At 75.2% G+C, this 16,029-nt stretch carries 16 protein-coding genes and 1 pseudogene; 4 read left to right on the top strand and 13 right to left on the bottom strand.

Annotated features, from left to right (window positions below; all coding sequences use genetic code 11):
- Positions 1-26 precede the first annotated feature (26 nt).
- Complete coding sequence (locus VNF07_01660) at positions 27-755, bottom strand: ribonuclease HII (protein ID HVB04942.1); 729 nt, start codon at positions 753-755, stop codon at positions 27-29.
- Positions 756-785: 30 nt separating this feature from the next.
- Positions 786-1,862: an NAD(P)H-dependent glycerol-3-phosphate dehydrogenase gene (locus VNF07_01655; protein HVB04941.1), complete on the bottom strand. Its 1,077-nt coding sequence runs from the start codon at positions 1,860-1,862 to the stop codon at positions 786-788.
- Positions 1,863-1,906: 44 nt separating this feature from the next.
- Between VNF07_01655 and cofC the strand changes: the two genes are divergently transcribed.
- Together cofC and VNF07_01645 are read left to right on the top strand one after the other, a co-directional pair.
- On the top strand, positions 1,907-2,521 hold the full coding sequence (gene cofC, locus VNF07_01650; protein ID HVB04940.1) for a 2-phospho-L-lactate guanylyltransferase: 615 nt from the start codon (positions 1,907-1,909) through the stop codon (positions 2,519-2,521).
- A complete protein-coding gene (locus tag VNF07_01645) occupies positions 2,518-3,246 on the top strand; it encodes a PIG-L family deacetylase (GenBank protein HVB04939.1) in 729 nt (242 codons plus the stop codon). The genes cofC and VNF07_01645 overlap by 4 nt, the downstream gene beginning before the upstream one ends.
- An 18-nt stretch (positions 3,247-3,264) precedes the next feature.
- On the opposite strand, the gene VNF07_01640 is transcribed toward VNF07_01645, so the two are convergent.
- Positions 3,265-3,831: an HU family DNA-binding protein gene (locus VNF07_01640; protein HVB04938.1), complete on the bottom strand. Its 567-nt coding sequence runs from the start codon at positions 3,829-3,831 to the stop codon at positions 3,265-3,267.
- Between the two features lie 119 nt (positions 3,832-3,950).
- On the opposite strand from VNF07_01640, the gene VNF07_01635 reads away from it, so the two are divergent.
- Positions 3,951-5,294: a type IV secretory system conjugative DNA transfer family protein gene (locus tag VNF07_01635; GenBank protein ID HVB04937.1), complete on the top strand. Its 1,344-nt coding sequence runs from the start codon at positions 3,951-3,953 to the stop codon at positions 5,292-5,294.
- 12 nt (positions 5,295-5,306) lie between these two features.
- Here the strand turns inward: VNF07_01635 and mobF are convergent, their stop codons facing one another.
- The 3 genes from mobF to VNF07_01620 are packed head-to-tail and all read right to left on the bottom strand — an operon-like array spanning position 5,307 to position 9,236.
- Entirely contained in the window at positions 5,307-7,331 is a 2,025-nt protein-coding gene (gene mobF, locus VNF07_01630; GenBank protein HVB04936.1) for a MobF family relaxase, read from the bottom strand.
- Between the two features lie 34 nt (positions 7,332-7,365).
- Positions 7,366-8,316, bottom strand: a complete 951-nt coding sequence (locus VNF07_01625; GenBank protein HVB04935.1) for a WYL domain-containing protein — start codon at positions 8,314-8,316, stop codon at positions 7,366-7,368.
- Positions 8,313-9,236, bottom strand: coding sequence for a WYL domain-containing protein (locus VNF07_01620; GenBank protein ID HVB04934.1), 924 nt, complete (start codon positions 9,234-9,236; stop codon positions 8,313-8,315). The genes VNF07_01625 and VNF07_01620 overlap by 4 nt, the downstream gene beginning before the upstream one ends.
- Positions 9,237-9,316: 80 nt before the next feature.
- On the opposite strand from VNF07_01620, the gene typA reads away from it, so the two are divergent.
- Positions 9,317-11,176, top strand: a complete 1,860-nt coding sequence (gene typA / locus VNF07_01615) for a translational GTPase TypA (protein ID HVB04933.1) — start codon at positions 9,317-9,319, stop codon at positions 11,174-11,176.
- A 113-nt stretch (positions 11,177-11,289) separates the two neighbouring features.
- Here typA and VNF07_01610 read toward each other — a convergent pair whose 3' ends face one another.
- The 7 genes and pseudogenes from VNF07_01610 to VNF07_01580 form a co-directional block, all read right to left on the bottom strand.
- A complete protein-coding gene (locus VNF07_01610) occupies positions 11,290-11,619 on the bottom strand; it encodes a hypothetical protein (GenBank protein ID HVB04932.1) in 330 nt (109 codons plus the stop codon).
- A gap of 37 nt (positions 11,620-11,656) precedes the next feature.
- Positions 11,657-11,761: pseudogene (locus VNF07_01605) on the bottom strand (ATP-binding cassette domain-containing protein).
- A gap of 43 nt (positions 11,762-11,804) precedes the next feature.
- Positions 11,805-12,155, bottom strand: coding sequence for a hypothetical protein (locus VNF07_01600; protein HVB04931.1), 351 nt, complete (start codon positions 12,153-12,155; stop codon positions 11,805-11,807).
- Between the two features lie 63 nt (positions 12,156-12,218).
- On the bottom strand, positions 12,219-12,515 hold the full coding sequence (locus VNF07_01595; GenBank protein HVB04930.1) for a hypothetical protein: 297 nt from the start codon (positions 12,513-12,515) through the stop codon (positions 12,219-12,221).
- 183 nt (positions 12,516-12,698) lie between these two features.
- Positions 12,699-13,151, bottom strand: coding sequence for a hypothetical protein (locus VNF07_01590; GenBank protein ID HVB04929.1), 453 nt, complete (start codon positions 13,149-13,151; stop codon positions 12,699-12,701).
- Positions 13,148-14,245 (bottom strand): YbhN family protein, encoded by a 1,098-nt coding sequence (locus VNF07_01585; GenBank protein ID HVB04928.1) that lies wholly within the window; start codon positions 14,243-14,245, stop codon positions 13,148-13,150. Before VNF07_01585 ends, VNF07_01590 begins: the two co-directional genes overlap by 4 nt.
- Before the next feature lie 39 nt (positions 14,246-14,284).
- Positions 14,285-16,018: a SpoIID/LytB domain-containing protein gene (locus VNF07_01580; protein HVB04927.1), complete on the bottom strand. Its 1,734-nt coding sequence runs from the start codon at positions 16,016-16,018 to the stop codon at positions 14,285-14,287.
- Between the last annotated feature and the right edge of the window lie 11 nt (positions 16,019-16,029).

Raw genomic sequence — 16,029 nt, 5'->3', positions numbered from 1 at the left:
AGGGACCGGCCCCCCGCTGCCGAGGGTCAGGCGGGGAGGCTCTCGACGACCTCGTAGGCGAGCTCCGCGTCGCCGAGCGCGAGCAGCTCGAGCTGCTCCCCCTGGGCTCCGGGGAGGCGCCAGCTCCGCCGGTGTTCGACGCAGGGGCCGAGCGCCCCGAGCGCCGCGAGGTGCTCCGGGGTGGCGTAGCCCTTGTTCTGCTCCCACCCGTAGCCGGGGTGGTGCTCGGCGAGGCCGACCATCAGCGCGTCCCGCTCCACCTTGGCGAGCACGCTCGCCGCCGAGGAGGAGGCGCAGGTGAGGTCCGCTTTCACCTGCAGCACGACGCGCCGGGGCGCCGCGGCGAGGGGCGAGGCGGCGGCGCGAGGCGGCCGCGAGAGCCAGTCGTAGTTGCCGTCGAGCAGGACGACGTCGGGCTCGACGGGGAGCGTGGCGATCGCCCGCTCACCCGCGAGGCGGAGCGCGGCGAGGATCCCGAGCGCGTCGATCTCCGCCGCGCTCGCATGCCCGACCGCGCTCGCGAGCGCCCAGTCGAGGATGCGCGGGACGAGCGACTCGCGTCGAGCCGGGGTGAGCAGCTTGGAGTCACGCAGCCCGCGCGGCGGGCGGCGGTGCACCGAGTCGATGAGCACGACGCCGGCGCTCACCGGGCCGCCGAGCGCTCCGCGGCCGACCTCGTCGGCGCCGACGAGGAGGGTCGGGCCGTCGCCGAGGAGCTCGCCCTCGCGCCGGAGGTTCGGGGGCTTCGAGGTCACCGCGGGCACCAGCGCGCCATCGCGCCGACCCTATCCCCGATCGCCACCGGGGCTCTGGAACTCGGGCTTCGCGGCGCGGCCCATCAGCAGCGGGATGCTGTCGATCGGGGCCGAACGCCCTTCGAGCACCGCGAGCACCTGCTCGGCGACGGGCGCCTCGACGCCCGCGCGGCGGGCCAGGGCGACGACGGGGGCGCAGCTCTCGGCCCCCTCGGCGACCATCGAGGTGGCGCGACGTGCGGCGTCGGGCGTGCTTCCCTCGGCGAGCGCGACGCCGAGCGCGAAGTTCCGGCTCTTGTCGCTCGTGCAGGTGGCGACGAGGTCCCCGAGGCCGGCGAGGCCGGCGAAGGTCTGCTGCTCGCCGCCGAGCGCGACCCCGAGGCGAGCGAGCTCCGCGAGGGCGCGGGTGATGAGCGCGGCGCGCGTGTTGTCGCCGAAGCCGAGGCCCATCGCCATCCCGCAGGCGATGGCCATCACGTTCTTCACGACGCCCGCCACCTCGCAGCCGATGACGTCCCGGTTGGTGTACACCCGGAGGCGCTCGCTCGAGAAGAGCTCCTGCAGCTCGCGGCCGACCCCGTCGTCGGCGATCGCCACCACCGACGCCGTCGGCTGCCCGTCGAAGACCTCGGCGGCCAGGTTCGGCCCGGTGAGCACCCCGTACGGACGCCCCGGCCAGCAGCCGGCGATGACCTCCGTCGCCCGCAGCGCGCTCTCCCGCTCGAGGCCCTTGGTGAGGCTGAGGACCGGCACCCCCGGCGCCGGGCCGCCGCAGGCGGTGAGCACCGCCCGCAGCCCCTGACTCGGCACCGCGACGACGACGAGCGAGGCGCCAGCGAGCGCCTCGTCGAGGTCGGCCGTCGCGCTGAGCGCCTCGGACAGACGACGCTCGCCGAGGTAGGTGGCGTTCGTCTGCCGCTCCCGCACCTCCTGCGCGATCGCCTCGCGTCGCGCCCACAGCGTCGTCGGAACCTTGCGGACCAGCAGATCGGCGATCGTCGTCCCCCACGAGCCGGCGCCGACGACCGCGACGCGCGTCATCGACGGCAGGCCGCTGTCGGGGGGCGGGGTCGCATCACGGAAACGGTAGCGGCGGTCGCAGGGCACCCGAGGAGGGTGACGGACGGGGCGCCTTCCTAGACTCCGCCGACGTGCGCGCCCTCCTCGTCCCCGTGAAGTCCTTCCGCGAGGCCAAGCACCGCCTCGCGCCCCTCCTCGGCCCCGAGCAGCGGGCCGCGCTCGCCCGCGACCTCGGGGCGCGCGTCCTCGCCGCCGCCGGCGACTGCCCCACCCACGTCGTCTGCGACGACGACGAGGTGGCGGACTGGGCGGTCGCGCACGGCGCCTCGGTGCTGTTCACGCCGGGGCTCGGCCTCTCGGGGGCAGTGACCACCGGCGTCGCCCACCTCGCGACGACCGGCGTCGACACCGTCACCGTGGCGCACGCCGACCTCCCCCTCGCATACGGTCTCGACCGCTTCGGTGAAGATGGCGAGGTGACCCTCGCCCCCGACCGCCGCCTCGACGGGACCAACCTCGCCTCGGTGCCGGCGCGCTCCGGCTTCACCTTCTCCTACGGCCCCGGCTCCTTCCGCCGCCACCGCGCGGAGGGGGAGCGCCTCGGCCTCACGGTGCGGGCCGTGCACGACTGGCGCCTCGCCTCCGACGTCGACACCCCCGCCGACCTCGCCCTCCTCGAGCGCGAGGCGGGCCTCGACCTCACGGGAGCCGCGAGCGGGCGCGCCGCGGCGGCAGAGGGCCGGTGACGACGCGCAACCTCGCGGTCCCCGGGAGGGCGCTCGCGATCGGGGCACACCCCGACGACGTCGAGTTCGGCTGCGGAGCGACGCTCGCCAAGTGGGCGGCGGCGGGCACGGAGATCTTCCACCTCGTCCTCACGGACGGGTCGAAGGGGACCTGGCAGGCGGACCAGGACCCGACCGAGCTGGTTGCCCGCCGCCAGGTGGAGCAACGCGCCGCGGCGCGCGCCCTCGGCGGCGGCGAGGTCGTCTTCCTCGGGTGGCCCGACGGCGAGCTCGAGTCCGGCCTGCGTCAGCGCTTCCAGGTCGCCGGGTGGATCCGGCGCCTCCGCCCGGACGTCGTCCTCGGCCACGACCCCTGGAAGCGCTACCGGCTGCACCCCGACCACCGCAATGCCGGCTTCCTCACGACCGACGCCATCGTCGCGGCGCGCGACCCGCTGTTCTTCCCCGAGCTCGACGCCCCGCCGCACCGCCCGAGCGAGCTCCTCCTCTGGGAGGCGGACGAGGTCGACCACCTCGAGGAGGTCGCCGCGACCTTCGACGCGAAGATCGCCGCGCTGCTCGCGCACGAGAGCCAGTTCCACACGACGATGCGGATCACTGACGGCGGCGCCGCGAGCGAGGAGCACGCAGCGTTCGTGGAGCGGATGCGCGCCCGCCTGCTCGACTTCGGGGCCCCCGAGGGCCTCGGCCCCTGCGAGGGCTTCAAGCGGCTCGACCGCCTGTAGCCCGCGCCGGCGACCGGCTCAGCGCTTGGTGGGCGCCTTCTTGGCGGTGCCCTTCTTCGCGACCGCCTTCTTCACGACCGCCTTCTTCACGGCCTGCTTGGCGACGGCCCTCTTCGCCGTCACCTTCTTGGCCACGGCCTTCGCGGCGACGACCTTCTTCGCCGGCGCCTTCTTCGCGACCGCGGGCGCCTTCTTCGCGGGCGCCTTGGCGACGGCCTTGCGACCGCCCGGCTTGGCCGGGGCGCTGCGCGAGTTGAGGTCGGCCTTCAGGGTCACACCGGGGGTGAAGCCGATGCCCTTGGAGGCCTTGATGCGCACCGCGGCGCCGGTCTGGGGGTTGCGTCCCTGGCGCGCCCTGCGCTCGCGCAGCTTGAAGGTCCCGAAGCCGGTGATCCGCACCGCCGCGCCCGAGCGGACCCCGGCGGTCACCTCGTAGACGAGCGCGTCGAGCGCTGCCTCGGACTGCTGCTTGGTCAGTCCGGCATCGCTGCTGATCGCCTCGATGAGCTCGGTCCTGTTCACCGCCACCTCCGTGTCGACTTGGGTGCGGCAATGAAAGAGGATCGGCGCACGTGTTGCAAGCACCCCACCCGCCGGCCGGCGCGAGGGAGCGGGGCGGGGCGGCCTTCCGCCCCCCTCAGGCACGAGGTGGCGACGCCCCGGAGGTAGCCGCGTCGGTAGCGGGCCGGGAGAGGATCGCCTCCGTGCGAGCACTCCCGCACCCCCCTCCGGTGGCCGAGGACCGCCTGCTCGCGGCGGCGCGCGTGCACCGCGACGGCCTCTATTGCGGGTGGGGGACACACGGGCCGGTCTTCGCCGCGCCCGAGCAGTGCGCCCTCGTCCTCGGCCCGCCGCGCTCGGGGAAGACGACCGCGGTCGTCGTCCCGAACGTCCTCGCGGCGCGCGGCAGCGTGGTGTGCATCTCGACCAAGGGGGACGTCCTCGAGGCGACGGCCGGAGCACGCGCCCGGCGCGGGCCGGTCTTCGTCTTCGACCCCTCAGGCGAGCGGGCCGACCGCAGCGGGGCGCTCGCCGTCTCCTGGTCGCCACTCGACCGCGCCGCCGGCTGGGACCGCGCGGTGCTCGCCGCCGAGGCGATGGTCGGGGCGAGCGGGACGGCGCGGGTGGGCGAGCACTCGCACTGGGGGGAGCGGGCGGGGGCGCTGTTGTCGAGCCTCTTCCACGGTGGCGCCCTCGCGCGGATGACGATGGCCGAGGTCTGCTCGGCGGTCGACCGAAGGTCCCCCGAGCGCCTGCTCGCCGCGCTCAGCGACGGTGAGGCGACCGTCGCTCGCGACGTGCTGAACGGCATCCTCGACACCGACGCCCGCGAGCAGAGCGGCATCTGGTCGACCGCCTCGGGGGTGCTGCGCGCCTACCGCACGGGGGCGGCGCGGGCGAGCAGCGAGGGGCGCCCGCTCCCGATGGAGGAGCTCGTCCGCGGCCCCGCGACCCTCTACATCGTCGCCGGCTCGGAGCAGCAGGAGCACCTCGCGCCGATCGTCGCGGGCCTCGTGCGCGACCTCCGCAGCGTCACCTACGAGCGCCACTGGGCCCTCGCGGGGACGAAGGCCCCGCCGCTCCTCCTCGTCCTTGACGAGCTGGCGAACATCGCCCCCCTCCACGACCTCCCCGTCCTTGTCGCCGAGGGGGCGAGCCAGGGGCTGCTCACCCTCGCCTGCCTGCAGGACCTCTCCCAGGCGCGGGCCCGCTGGGGGGTCGCGGCAGAGGGCTTCTTCTCCCTTTTCGGCACGAAGCTGGTGCTCGGCGGCGTCGGCGACCGAGGCACCCTCGAGACCCTCTCCCTCCTCGCCGGGGAGCACGACGTCGCCCACCGCAGCGTGAGCCGCGGCCGGCCGCGGCTGCGCGGCGGTGGCGGGGTGCAGCGCACGCTCACCACCCGCCGGGAACGCCGTCTCGCCCCCGACGCGGCCTCAACCCCCGGCCCCGGCGTCGCCTACTGCGTCTTCGGCACGACGATCGGGCGCGTCGCGCTCCCCCCGTGGTTCGGCCCTCCCCCGCCGCAGCTCGCGTCGCGCGCACGCTGATCCCGCCGCCCTTCACCGCCCGCGGCCCAGCTCGCGCCCCGCGACGAGGCTCGGGGAGGGGCGCTCACGAGCGGGGGCGGCGAGCGACCACTCGGCGAGGGCCGCCCGCCGCCAGCGGGCGCGCGCCGCAGGGTCGAGCGCCGGCGCCCCGAGGCGCGAGACGAGCGAGCGGGGGGCGGCGATCTCCTCGAGCACGCCGCCGCCCGTCGGCTGCGCGACGACGAGGTGCAGCCGGCGGCGGTCCTCCACCCGACCGAGCCCGCCGCCCAGCAGCCGCGCCGGGCCGAGCACGACGACCGACGCCGCCGGCGCGGCGCGCAGCGACCTCACGACGAGCTGCGGCGGCACGCAGCCCGCGCCGGCGAGCGCGGGGTCGGCGGAGACGGCGACGACCCCGTCGCGCGTCGCCGCGCTCCGCACCCGCTCGAAGACCGCCAGCAGCTCCTCCGGGCCGGCCGCCCGAAGGACGCGCACCTCGCCGACGCGCTCGAGGCGTGGCGGCTCACGGCCGGCGGGGAGGAGGCCGGCGCCGACCGGCGCCTCCCGGTCGAGGACCAGCACGGGGAGGCGGGACGACCGGGCGAGCAGCGCGTGCAGGGCCGCCGGCGTGAACTGCTGCGGGCCGAAGACGACGAGGGGCCCTTCTGCGGGACGCGCCCCCGCGGGATGGGCGCTCTCCACGCCGCTCAGCGCCTCGAGGTGCGCCGCCAGCCCGGCCGTCGGGGCGAAGCCGGAGAGGCGAGCCGCCGCGGGCGCGGCTGAGAGGCGCGCGAGCGAGGCGAAGTCGGCGACGCGGTAGAGGCCCGGGCCGGGGAGCGCACCGCCCGGCAGCTCCGCCGCGCCGGCGAGGCGGTCGCGGTTCTCGGCGTGGAGGCGCGCCGCCTCGCGGTTCAGGTAGCTGGGCACGATGCGGGCCGCCGGGATCGCGCGGGCGGCGCCGTGGCGGCGCCCGCCCTCGCCGAGGCGCACCACCGGGCCGTCGGCGAGCAGCTCGTCGACGGCGCCCTCGACGGCGGCCACCGCGGCACCGCGGGGAAGGGCCGCACAGGTCGCCCGCACGAGCTCGTCGCGGGTGAAGCGCCCGGGGAAGCCGGCCGCGCTCCGCGCCGCGGCCGGCCCCGCCTCGGTCGCGGCCACCGGAGGGGCGCCAGCGGCGCGCAGGCGCTGCAGGTCGCTCGCGGCGATCCCCGACCCGGCGCCGCGGCGTGACCACTGCCCGGCGAGCTCCTCCGCACCGAGGGTGCGGTCCTTCTCGGCGCGCGTCCTCTCGGCGGCGAGCGCCACCGCGCCGCGGCCGCCGCCTCCGTGGCGCGAGAGCTCCTCGGCGATCTCGCCCGAGCGCCGGGAGAAGGCGGCGAGCGCGTGCTGCGGGAAGCCGCTCAGGTCGTTGAAGCCGCGCCCCTGCTCGCGCCAGACGACGCCGAGCTCACGGCTCAGCTCGTGGCGCAGCGCGCAGCGATAGAGGGCGCCGGCCGTGCCGGCGTGCTCGTAGAGCCCCCTCCCGTCGAGCGCCGAGTAGGCGCCCCCCGCCGGGGCGGCGAGGTTCGCGACGAGCACGTGGCTGTGCAGGTGGGGGTCGTTGCTGCGACTGGTGCGGTGCAGGAAGGCAGCCGCCGCGAGGCCGCTCGCGGGGAGCACCGCTGCCCCGGCCGCCGGGCGGCGGCGCACCACCGCCCCCTCCCGCTCGAGGTAGCCGAGCGCCGCGGCGACGCTGCGGCGGTGCGCCTCGAGCACGGCGGGCGACTCGCCGTCGAGGAGGGCGAGGAGGCTCACCGACTTCGGCGCCGCGAAGGTGCAGTCGTAGGCGAGGACGCGCACCCGCTCGTGGCCCGGCGAGAGGATCTCCCCGGTCGCGGGGTCCACGCCAGCGAGCAGCGCCGGCAGCGTCGCCCGGTCGGCCGGGAGGCCCTCGAGGCCGAGCGCCGCCGCGAGGGAGCCGAGGTAGCGGCCGACGGCCTCCCCCCGCTCCACCTCGATGCGCGCCGCGTCGAGGTAGTAGCCCAGGCCGTCCCGCTTGACCTTGTAGAGCCGCAGCACGCGGCGCAAGGTACGGAGCGGCCTCCCGCGCCCCCTACCGGTAGCGGGCGAGCGCCGCGGTGGCGGCCTTGGACCGCGCGCCGGCGAGCTCGGGGGGGTCGAGCACCTCGGCGGCGTCGCCGAGGCGCAGCAGCAGGCGGCCGAGCCAGCGCTCGTCGGCGACGGCGACCGCGACCACCACCTTCCCGTCGCCCGCCTCCTCGGCGGGCCCGGTGGCGAAGCGCTCGAGGGCGGGGGCCTCGGACGCCGAGACGGCGATGCGCGCGACGCGCGTCCCGCCACCGCCGGCAAAGGCGCGCGGCCCGGCGAGCTCGGGAGGCGCCGTGCGGGGGGTGCCGGTGCTGCCGGTCGGCCGCACCGCGGCGATCCGCTCGACCTGGAAGCGCCGCCAGTCGCCGGCGAGGTGGCAGAAGGCGTCGAGGTAGAAGTGCCCCTCGCGCGCCGCCACCGAGTACGGCTCGACGACGCGCGTCGTCTCCTCGCCGCGGTTCGCCCCGAGGTAGTCGATCTCGACGAGCTCGCACTCGGCCGCGGCGCGCCGCAGCACCCCGAGGTGCGGAGGGACCTCGAGCTCGACCTGCACCCGGTCCTCGCCGAGCGCCGCCTCGAGCTTGCCGAGGGCACGGCCGAGCGGCCCGTCGGGGTCTGCACCCGGCACGGCGAGGAGGGCGCGCGCTGCTGCGGCGACGGCGAAGCCCTCGTCGGGGGTGAGGCGGGGGGGCCGGCGCAGCGGCTCGAGGCCGTAGGCCGAGACGCGGTCCTCGTCGATCACGAGCTCGAGGAGCTGGTCGGGGGTGTAGGGCGGGAGGCCGCAGCAGGCGGCGAGCTCGAGGTCGGCGACGAGCGCCTGCTCGTTCACCCCGAAGCGCGCCGCCAGCTCCGCGAGCGGCGCCTCGCCGACCTCGGCGAGGTGGCCGAGGATGGCGAGCAGCCGGCGCAGGCGCGCCCCGGCGTCGAGCACCTCGCCCGTGCCCTCGGGGCTCACCGCGCCCCCTCGAGGGCGTGCACCATCTTGTCGACGAGGGCGCTCGGTGAGCGCACCACGACGGCGTCGCCGAGGCCGAGGAGGTAGGCGACGAGCGCCTCCTCGTCCCCGGTGCGGAAGGTGAGCTCGACCGATCCGTCCTCGGCGGTCGCGGCCCGCGCCGCCGAGCCGATCGTCTGGCGGACCTGGCGGGCGACGCGCACGTCCGCGTCGAGGACGACCTCCGTCGCCCCCTCGCCGCCGTCGCTGCCGCCGAGCGGCGAGAAGCGCAGCTCGGCGGCGACGTCGAGGCCCTCCGGGACCCGGTAGGCGTCGGGCTCCCCCGCCGTCACCTCGCCGGCGATACGGTCGACCCGGAAGGTGCGCAGCCCGCCGGCGCCCTCGTCGTCGCCGACCAGGTACCAGCAGCCCTCCCGGAAGACGAGGCCGTAGCCGGCGACGAGGCGCTCCCGCCCGTGGTAGCCGAAGCGCGCCCGGGAGCGGTCACGGATCGCCTGCTGGAGGTGGCCGAGCGCGGGGAGCGAAGGTAAGAGCGCGAGCGGGGGGGCGTCGGGGGCGGCCGCGCCGAGCTTCTGGGCAACGTCGCCGGGGCTCGCTCCCTCGAGGCGCACCGCGACGAGCGCGAAGCCGAGCGCCTCGGCCTCCTCGGGGGTGAGGTCGAGGTCCGCCAGATAGTAGTCCTCGGGGCGGATGCGGTAGCCCGCCTGCTCCTCGCCCTCGAGGCGCTCGACGGCGACCGGGATCCCGTTGTCGCGCAGCGTCCGCTTGTCGCGTTCGAAGGCCTGGCGAAGGGCCCCCGCTTCTGGCGGGTAACCTGCTACTGCGCCGCCGATCTCGCGAAGCGACAACGGCCGGGATGTCTCGAGCAGCGCGAGCACGAGGTTCGTGATCCGCTCGAGTCGGCTGATCCGTGGCGCCACGACTGCAATCTAAGCGCCACACCGCGCGCGGTCCCGAGGGGCCGCGCACTTGGCGCACTACACACAGAGGGAACGAACTGTTGGGAACGCGCGACGAACTGCGCAACGTGGCGATCATCGCCCATGTCGACCATGGCAAGACCACGCTCGTCGACGCGATGCTGCGGCAGGCGGGCACCTTCCACGAACGAGAGGTCGTCGTCGAGCGGGTGCTCGACTCGATGGACCTCGAGCGCGAGAAGGGCATCACGATCCTCGCCAAGCTCGCCTCGTTCCGCTTCGGGTCGCGGCGGGTGAACATCGTCGACACCCCCGGCCACGCCGACTTCGGCGGCGAGGTCGAGCGCGGCCTCGCGATGGTCGACGGAGCGATGCTCCTCGTCGACGCCGCGGAGGGGCCGCGCCCCCAGACGCGCTTCGTGCTGCGGAAGGCGTTCGAGTCGGGGCTGCCGGTGATCCCGGTCGTGAACAAGGTCGACCGTGCCGACGCGCGCATCGCCGAGGTGGTCGACGAGACCCTCGAGCTCTTCTTCGACCTCGACGCCCCCGAGAGCCAGCTCGACATCCCCTTCCTCTTCGGGAGCGCCCGCGACGGCTGGCTGACCACCGAGATGCCCGACGGCCCGGTCCGCACGCCACCCGCCGGCGGCAGCCTCGCCCCCCTCCTCGAGCTGCTCTTCAGCAAGCTTCCCGCTCCCTCGTACACCGACGGGGCGCCGCTGCAGGCGCTCGTCACCAACCTCGACGCCTCCCCCTATCTCGGCCGCCTGGCGCTCTGCCGCGTCGTCGAGGGGACGCTGCGGCGGGGACAGAGCGTCGGCTGGTGCCGCCACGACGGCCGCATCGAGCGCGCCAAGGTGGTCGAGCTCTTCGTCCCCGAGGGACTCGAGCGCGTGAGCGTCGAGGAGGCCCGCGCCGGCGAGCTCGTCGCCGTCGCCGGCATCGACGAGGTCACCGTCGGGGAGACCCTCGCCGACCCCGAGCAGCCCGTCGCCCTCCCCGTGCTGCACGTCGACGACCCGAGCCTGACGATGACCATCGGGGTCAACAGCTCGCCGATGGCCGGCCGCGAGGGCAGCAAGCTCACCGCCCGGCTGCTCGGCACCCGCCTCGCGCAGGAGGCGATCGGCAACGTCGCCATCCGGGTCCTTCCGACCGGACGCGCCGACACCTTCGAGGTGCAGGGCCGCGGCGAGCTCGCGCTCGCCGTGCTCGTCGAGCTGATGCGCCGCGAGGGCTTCGAGCTCACGGTCGGCAAGCCCGAGGTGCTGACGCGCATGATCGACGGCGTGCTCTGCGAGCCGGTCGAGCAGCTCTCGATCGAGGTCCCCGAGGAGCATCTCGGCGCGGTCACCCAGCTGCTCGCGAAGCGCAAGGCCAAGGTGCAGCGGATCGTCCACCACGGGACCGGCTGGGTGCGCCTCGACCACGAGGTGACGGCGCGCGGGCTGATCGGGATCCGCGGCGAGCTCCTCACCCAGACGCGGGGCACCGCCCAGCTGCACCACGCCTTCTCCGGCTACGCCCCCTACAGCGGCGAGATCCGCACCCGCCAGAGCGGGTCGATGATCGCCGACCGCACCGGCCCCACCACCGCCTACGCGCTCGCCAGCCTCGCGGAGCGGGGGACGATGTTCGTCGGGCCGGGCGAAGAGGTCTACGAGGGGATGGTCGTCGGCGAGAACAGCCGCACCGACGACATGGACGTGAACCCGACGCGCGAGAAGAAGCTCACCAACATGCGCTCGTCGAACCAGGACGAGCTCGTCCGGCTGACGCCCGCGACGCGGCTCAGCCTGGAGCAGGCGCTCGAGCACGCGGACGAGAGCGAGTGCGTCGAGGTCACCCCTTCCTCGGTGCGCCTGCGCAAGATCGTCCTCAGCCAGCAGGACCGCTCCAAGGGCCGGAAGGGCGCCCGCGCCGCGAGCCAGGTCTCCTGAGCCGCTGCCGAGGGCACAGCCAATCCGCGGCTGATCACGACGAGGGGGACGGGCCCCCTTCTGCAGCGACCTGCTGCCCGAAGGGGGCCGTCCGAACCTGAGGTGCCTGCTCCCTACTTGAAGTAGTTGCCCACCGAGCTCGCCATCTGGGTGTAGACGGCCGTGAGCGAGCCGCTCGCCGTGAGCTTCAGGAGCTGGAACCCCTCCGGCGGCCAGTTCCACTGGTTGAACACCAGCTGACCGGCCGCTCCCTCGTACTGGATCTTCTTCCCCGCCTTCAGGTCGGCGACCGCCTGGGCGTAGTTCCCAACCACCACGCCGCCGGGGTTGTCGGTGCCCTTCTTGATGTCCTGCACGTAGACGCTCGGGCTCGAGGAGTGCGTCTCGTCCATCGCGAGGGCCATGATGTCCAGCCCGTCGTAGAGGTCGTACTGCGGCGGCACCGGGGTCCCCGCCTTCGGGTCGGCCCTGGTCCACTGCGGAGATGAGGTTGACGAGCGTGCTCTTGCCGGCGCCGTTCGGGCCGATCAGGCCGGTCACCTTGCCGCGCTCGATCTCGAGGGTCGCCCCGTCGACGGCCCGCACCCCGCCGAAGGCGCAGCTCACGTCCTCGCAGACGAGGAGCGGCTCAGCCACGGGAGCACGCCGTCCCAGAGATGGACGCCTGGCCCTGCAGCGCGGTCGAGCTCAGCTCCCGGCCACGCTCGCACCGCCAACGCGCCTTTCGCTCGGGGAGCAGCCCCTGCGGGCGGAACCACAAGAAGGCGAGCAGCGCGACGCCGTAGGTGATCCGCTGCAGGGCGTACCCGAGCTGCGGGTCGGAGGAGATGCCGGGGAGGAAGCCGATCCCCTGGCCGACCACCACGTAGGTCATGAAGGTGCCGAGCGCGAGGCCGTAGTTGTTGCCCCGCCCGCCGATGATCATCGCCGCCGCGGCGGGGAAGATCTCGGCGAAGGACCACGGCTCGACGCCCCACACCGTGACGTAATCGGCGAGCAGCCCCCCGAGAGCGCCGCCAGCGCCCCCCGCAGACGGTCGCGATCAGCCGCACCCGGCGGGGTTGATGCCGAGGGTCGTGGCGGCCGACTCGTTCTCGCGGATCGCCCGCGCGGCGCGGCCGAGCGGTGAGCGGACGAAGCGCTCGCAGAAGATGAAGGTCGCCACCCCGGCGACGGCGCAGATGCCGAGGAAGATGTACTGGTAGCTCTCGAACGAGCTCGTGAGCGAGACGAGCGGCTGCGGAATGAGGTCGAGGCCGTTCGCGCCGCCGAGGAAGTTCGGGAAGCCGTCGACGAGCGTCCAGGAGATCGTGAGCAGCGCGATGGTCATGATCGCCAGGTAGTGGCCGCGCGCCAGCCCTCTGCAACTTTTTCCCGAGCGCGGGCTCCCGAAACCTGCCGATGCCGCGGGGAGGCCGGGGCCGGCCGCGCCGGCGTGCAGATGATCAGCGGTGGTGTCGCACGGCGAGGGGGCGTGACCGCGTGCCCCGGGCGCCCGGCGACCGTCCTTCGTGACCGACGGTCAGGCGAGCACCTTGGAGAAGCGCAGCAGCGGGCGATAAAGGACGAGGGTCCCGAGCACTGCGTCGCTCTTCGCGTCGACCGCGACGACGGCGAAGCGCCCGCGCTCGCGCCCGACGGGCCAGCCCGAGCGCACCGCGCCTGAGGAGAAGCGGCCGCGGTAGTTGACCGCGCAGACCGCGTCCCTGGCCTCGGCGAGCGCGCGTGGCGGGCGCGCGCCCGAGTGCTCGGCGCGGTGCAGCGCGCTCACGAGGGCCTGAGCGGCGAGGTAGCGCACGCCGTCGTAGACGCCGCGGCCGCCGACAGCGTCCTTGGCCACCGCGAGCGCGCGGAAACAGGGGCTCGAGTTCGTGCCGAGCGCGTCGCGTGGCGAGGTGCAGCCACTCAGCGCCAGGGCGAGGGCGAGGGCGAGCAGGAGGAGGGCCCGACGGTGGCTGGGGCTCGGGGGTTTCATCTGGCCACCTCCTCGGGGGACAGTGAGGTCACGGCGCCCACCTCGCCGAGGTGCGCGGCGAAGTGCGCTCGCGCCCGGTCGGCACGACGGTCGGCGACCGCGAGCACTGCGAAGGTGAGCCAGCCGACCGGTAGGTAGCCCCAGAAGCTCACGATCCGGTAGCAGAGGACGGCGGTGACCGTCGACAGCTCGCTGCCACCGAAGGCGACGAGGGCCACGGTGAGGCTGCCCTCGACCACGCCGAGGCCGCCCGGGGTGATCGGCAGGTTGGCGGCGAGCTGCGCCGCGCCGTAGGCGATGAGGAGGCCCCTCCAGGGGACGGGCGCCCCGACCGCGAGGAAGCAGGCGGTGAGCGCCCCGCAGTCAAAGGCCCAGTTGCCGACGGCGGCGAGGACGGTGGCTCCGAGGTCGCGCCACCCGAGCTGCACCGCGGTGAGGCGCTCGAGGAGGTCAGCGACGATGTGCACCGCCTCGCGCCGCGGGCGGCCGGTGAGGCGGCGCAGGGCGCTCAGGAGGACGACCACCACGTGCGCGAGCCAGCGCCGCTGCCAGACGACCGCGTCGGCGACGAGTGAGATCACGAGCACTCCGAGCACCACGCCGACGAGGTCGTAGCTCGTGCTCTCCTCCACCGCGAGGGCCACGCCCGCCGTCGCGACCAGGCCGAGGCCGAGCGCCGCGCAGACGAGCGTGGCGAGGAGGACCCAGAGGGCGAGCGCGTCGTCGGCACCCTTGCGGCGGTAGCGGCGGAACGCGTAGACGCTCGCGAAGGCGGGGCCGGCGGGGACGGAATTGGCGAGCGCCCCCGCCGCGAGGGTGAGCAGGGTGGCGAACGCGGCGCTGACACGCACGCCCCCGGCGCGCAGCAGCCGCCGCTGCAGCAGGCCGAAGCAGACGAACGACGCGACCTCAAAGGCGGCGGCGACGAACAACCATCCGAGGCGCAGGTGCGAGAGGGCCTTCGAGGCCCCGATGAGCTCGCCGCGCTGACCGTTCAGCGCCCACAGCACGAGGCCCCCGAGGGCGAGGCCGAGGCAGAAACGCGCGACCGCGAATCGCCTCGATCGCGTGGGCGCGGCCGCCGGGCTGACCACGGGGCAGGCTATCCCGCGCCGCCCGGGTGCATGGTCGGTTCAGGCGCCGGTCACGGGGAGGGCGCCGCTCGCGCCCGTGACCCCCGTGGCGCCGCTCACCCCGGTGACGCCCGTGGAGCCGGTCGCCCCCGTGACGCCGGTCACGCCGGTGGCGCCGGTCACGCCGGTGGCACCGGTCACCCCGGTCGCGCCGCTCGCCCCGACGGGCGTCGCCACCACCGGGCCGCGCAGCACGCGCGAGACCGCGAACCAGTCCGACTTCAGTCCGAGCGCCGCGGTGAAGGAGCCGGCGCCGACGCGCAGGTCCGTGCGGGTGCCGCGCAGCAGCACGATGAGCGCCCGACCACCGAGCACACCGTCGTGGTTGCGCTTCATGACGCGCAACCCGACGAGCCTCCCCAAGCGGGGGTAGTGGCGCACGATCGACGCCGCGGTGAGCCTCTGACGCCACGTGTGGTTGGGATTGCACTGGAGCGCGTTGCCGGGCACCACGCAAGCGTCGCCGGCGTCCGGAACCGCCGGGAAGGCCCCCGGCGCGGTCCACCCTCCCGTCGAGGCGGAGAAGCGGGCGTCGACGACGGCGTTGCGGGCGCCGGTGAGGACCTGGCCCCCGGTGTCCGCGACGGCGAGGTCGGTGATCGCGTACTCGTAGTTCGCGCCGACATAGGCCTCGCACTGGTCGGTGTCGCAGATGTCGGCGTAGCCGTTCCAGCCACCGGCGGCAGCAGCGGCAACGGTGTAGGAACGGGCCGCGATGGCCTGCGCCTCAAGTGCCTGGAAGCCCCACGGCTCGCCCTGGGGAGCGCCCTCCGAGCCGCCGTCGGCCCCCCAGGAGGCCGACTCCTCGGCGGGGACGACGCCCGCGAGGTACGAGTCGAGCGGGAGGAGGTTGAGCGTGCGCGCGTAGCCCGAGCGGTCGTAGGCCTCGACGGCGCCACGCAGGACCTCGTCGACCCCGTCGTGGCGGCAGAGGGTGAGGAGCGCGCTGCGCGGCGCGCTCGGCGAACTGCTCGGCGGGTTGGCGATCGGATTGCTGAGGCCGGTCGCGACGGCGCTCGTCGACTGGCGGGCCGCGGAGCAGCTCGCGCCGAGATAGGCGTCGAAGGTGCCGTCCGGTTGGATCCGCAGGTCGACCGCCTCCCCCGCCGGCACCGTGAGTGCCCCCGGTGCGGGGGTCACGAGGCCGCTGTTGCCCGAGCCGCCCGAGCCCGAGGGGCCTGTGACCGAGCCAGTCGCGCCGCTCGCCCCCGAGCCGCCGCTGTTGCCCGTCCCGCCCGTCGCGCCGCTCACGCCGCTGGCTCCGGTCGCGCCGGTCGCGCCGGTCGCTGCCACTGTGCTGGTGGTCGTGGTGGTCGTGGTGGTGGCCGCCGGGAGGGGTCCGCTCGTCAGCGTGAAGCCGCTCGTCGAGGTGACGACGGGGTCGTAGCCGACGTTGGTCTTCAGGTTCAGGTTCTCGAGGATCACGACCCGCACCGGGGGATCGGGGTTCTCGCCGAGCGTCGCCAGGTTGGAGAGGGTCGTGCCGCCGTAGAAGTGGGAGAGGATCTGCGTCTCGGTCTCGTGGTACTGCACGGCGTCGCCGAAGTCGCCCCACTGGCCCATGCCGATCCCCGGCCCCCAGCCGTGCCCGGTGAGCACGATGGCGCGCGCCGTGCGGGTCGTGCCCTCGGCGGCGGGAGTGGCGACCACGGCGGCCGCGCCGACGAGCGTGGCGAGGCCCGCGAACGCCGCGAGCCGCGGCCGGGCGCGTCGGCTGCTGTTGTTGAAGTGCACAGTGGTGGCGA

The sequence above is a fragment of the Acidimicrobiales bacterium genome (assembly GCA_035533595.1).
Classification (GTDB): Bacteria; Actinomycetota; Acidimicrobiia; order Acidimicrobiales; family Bog-793; genus DATLTN01.
Note: the sequence above shows the minus strand (reverse complement) of the source record. Positions and strands in the feature narration are given on the sequence as shown.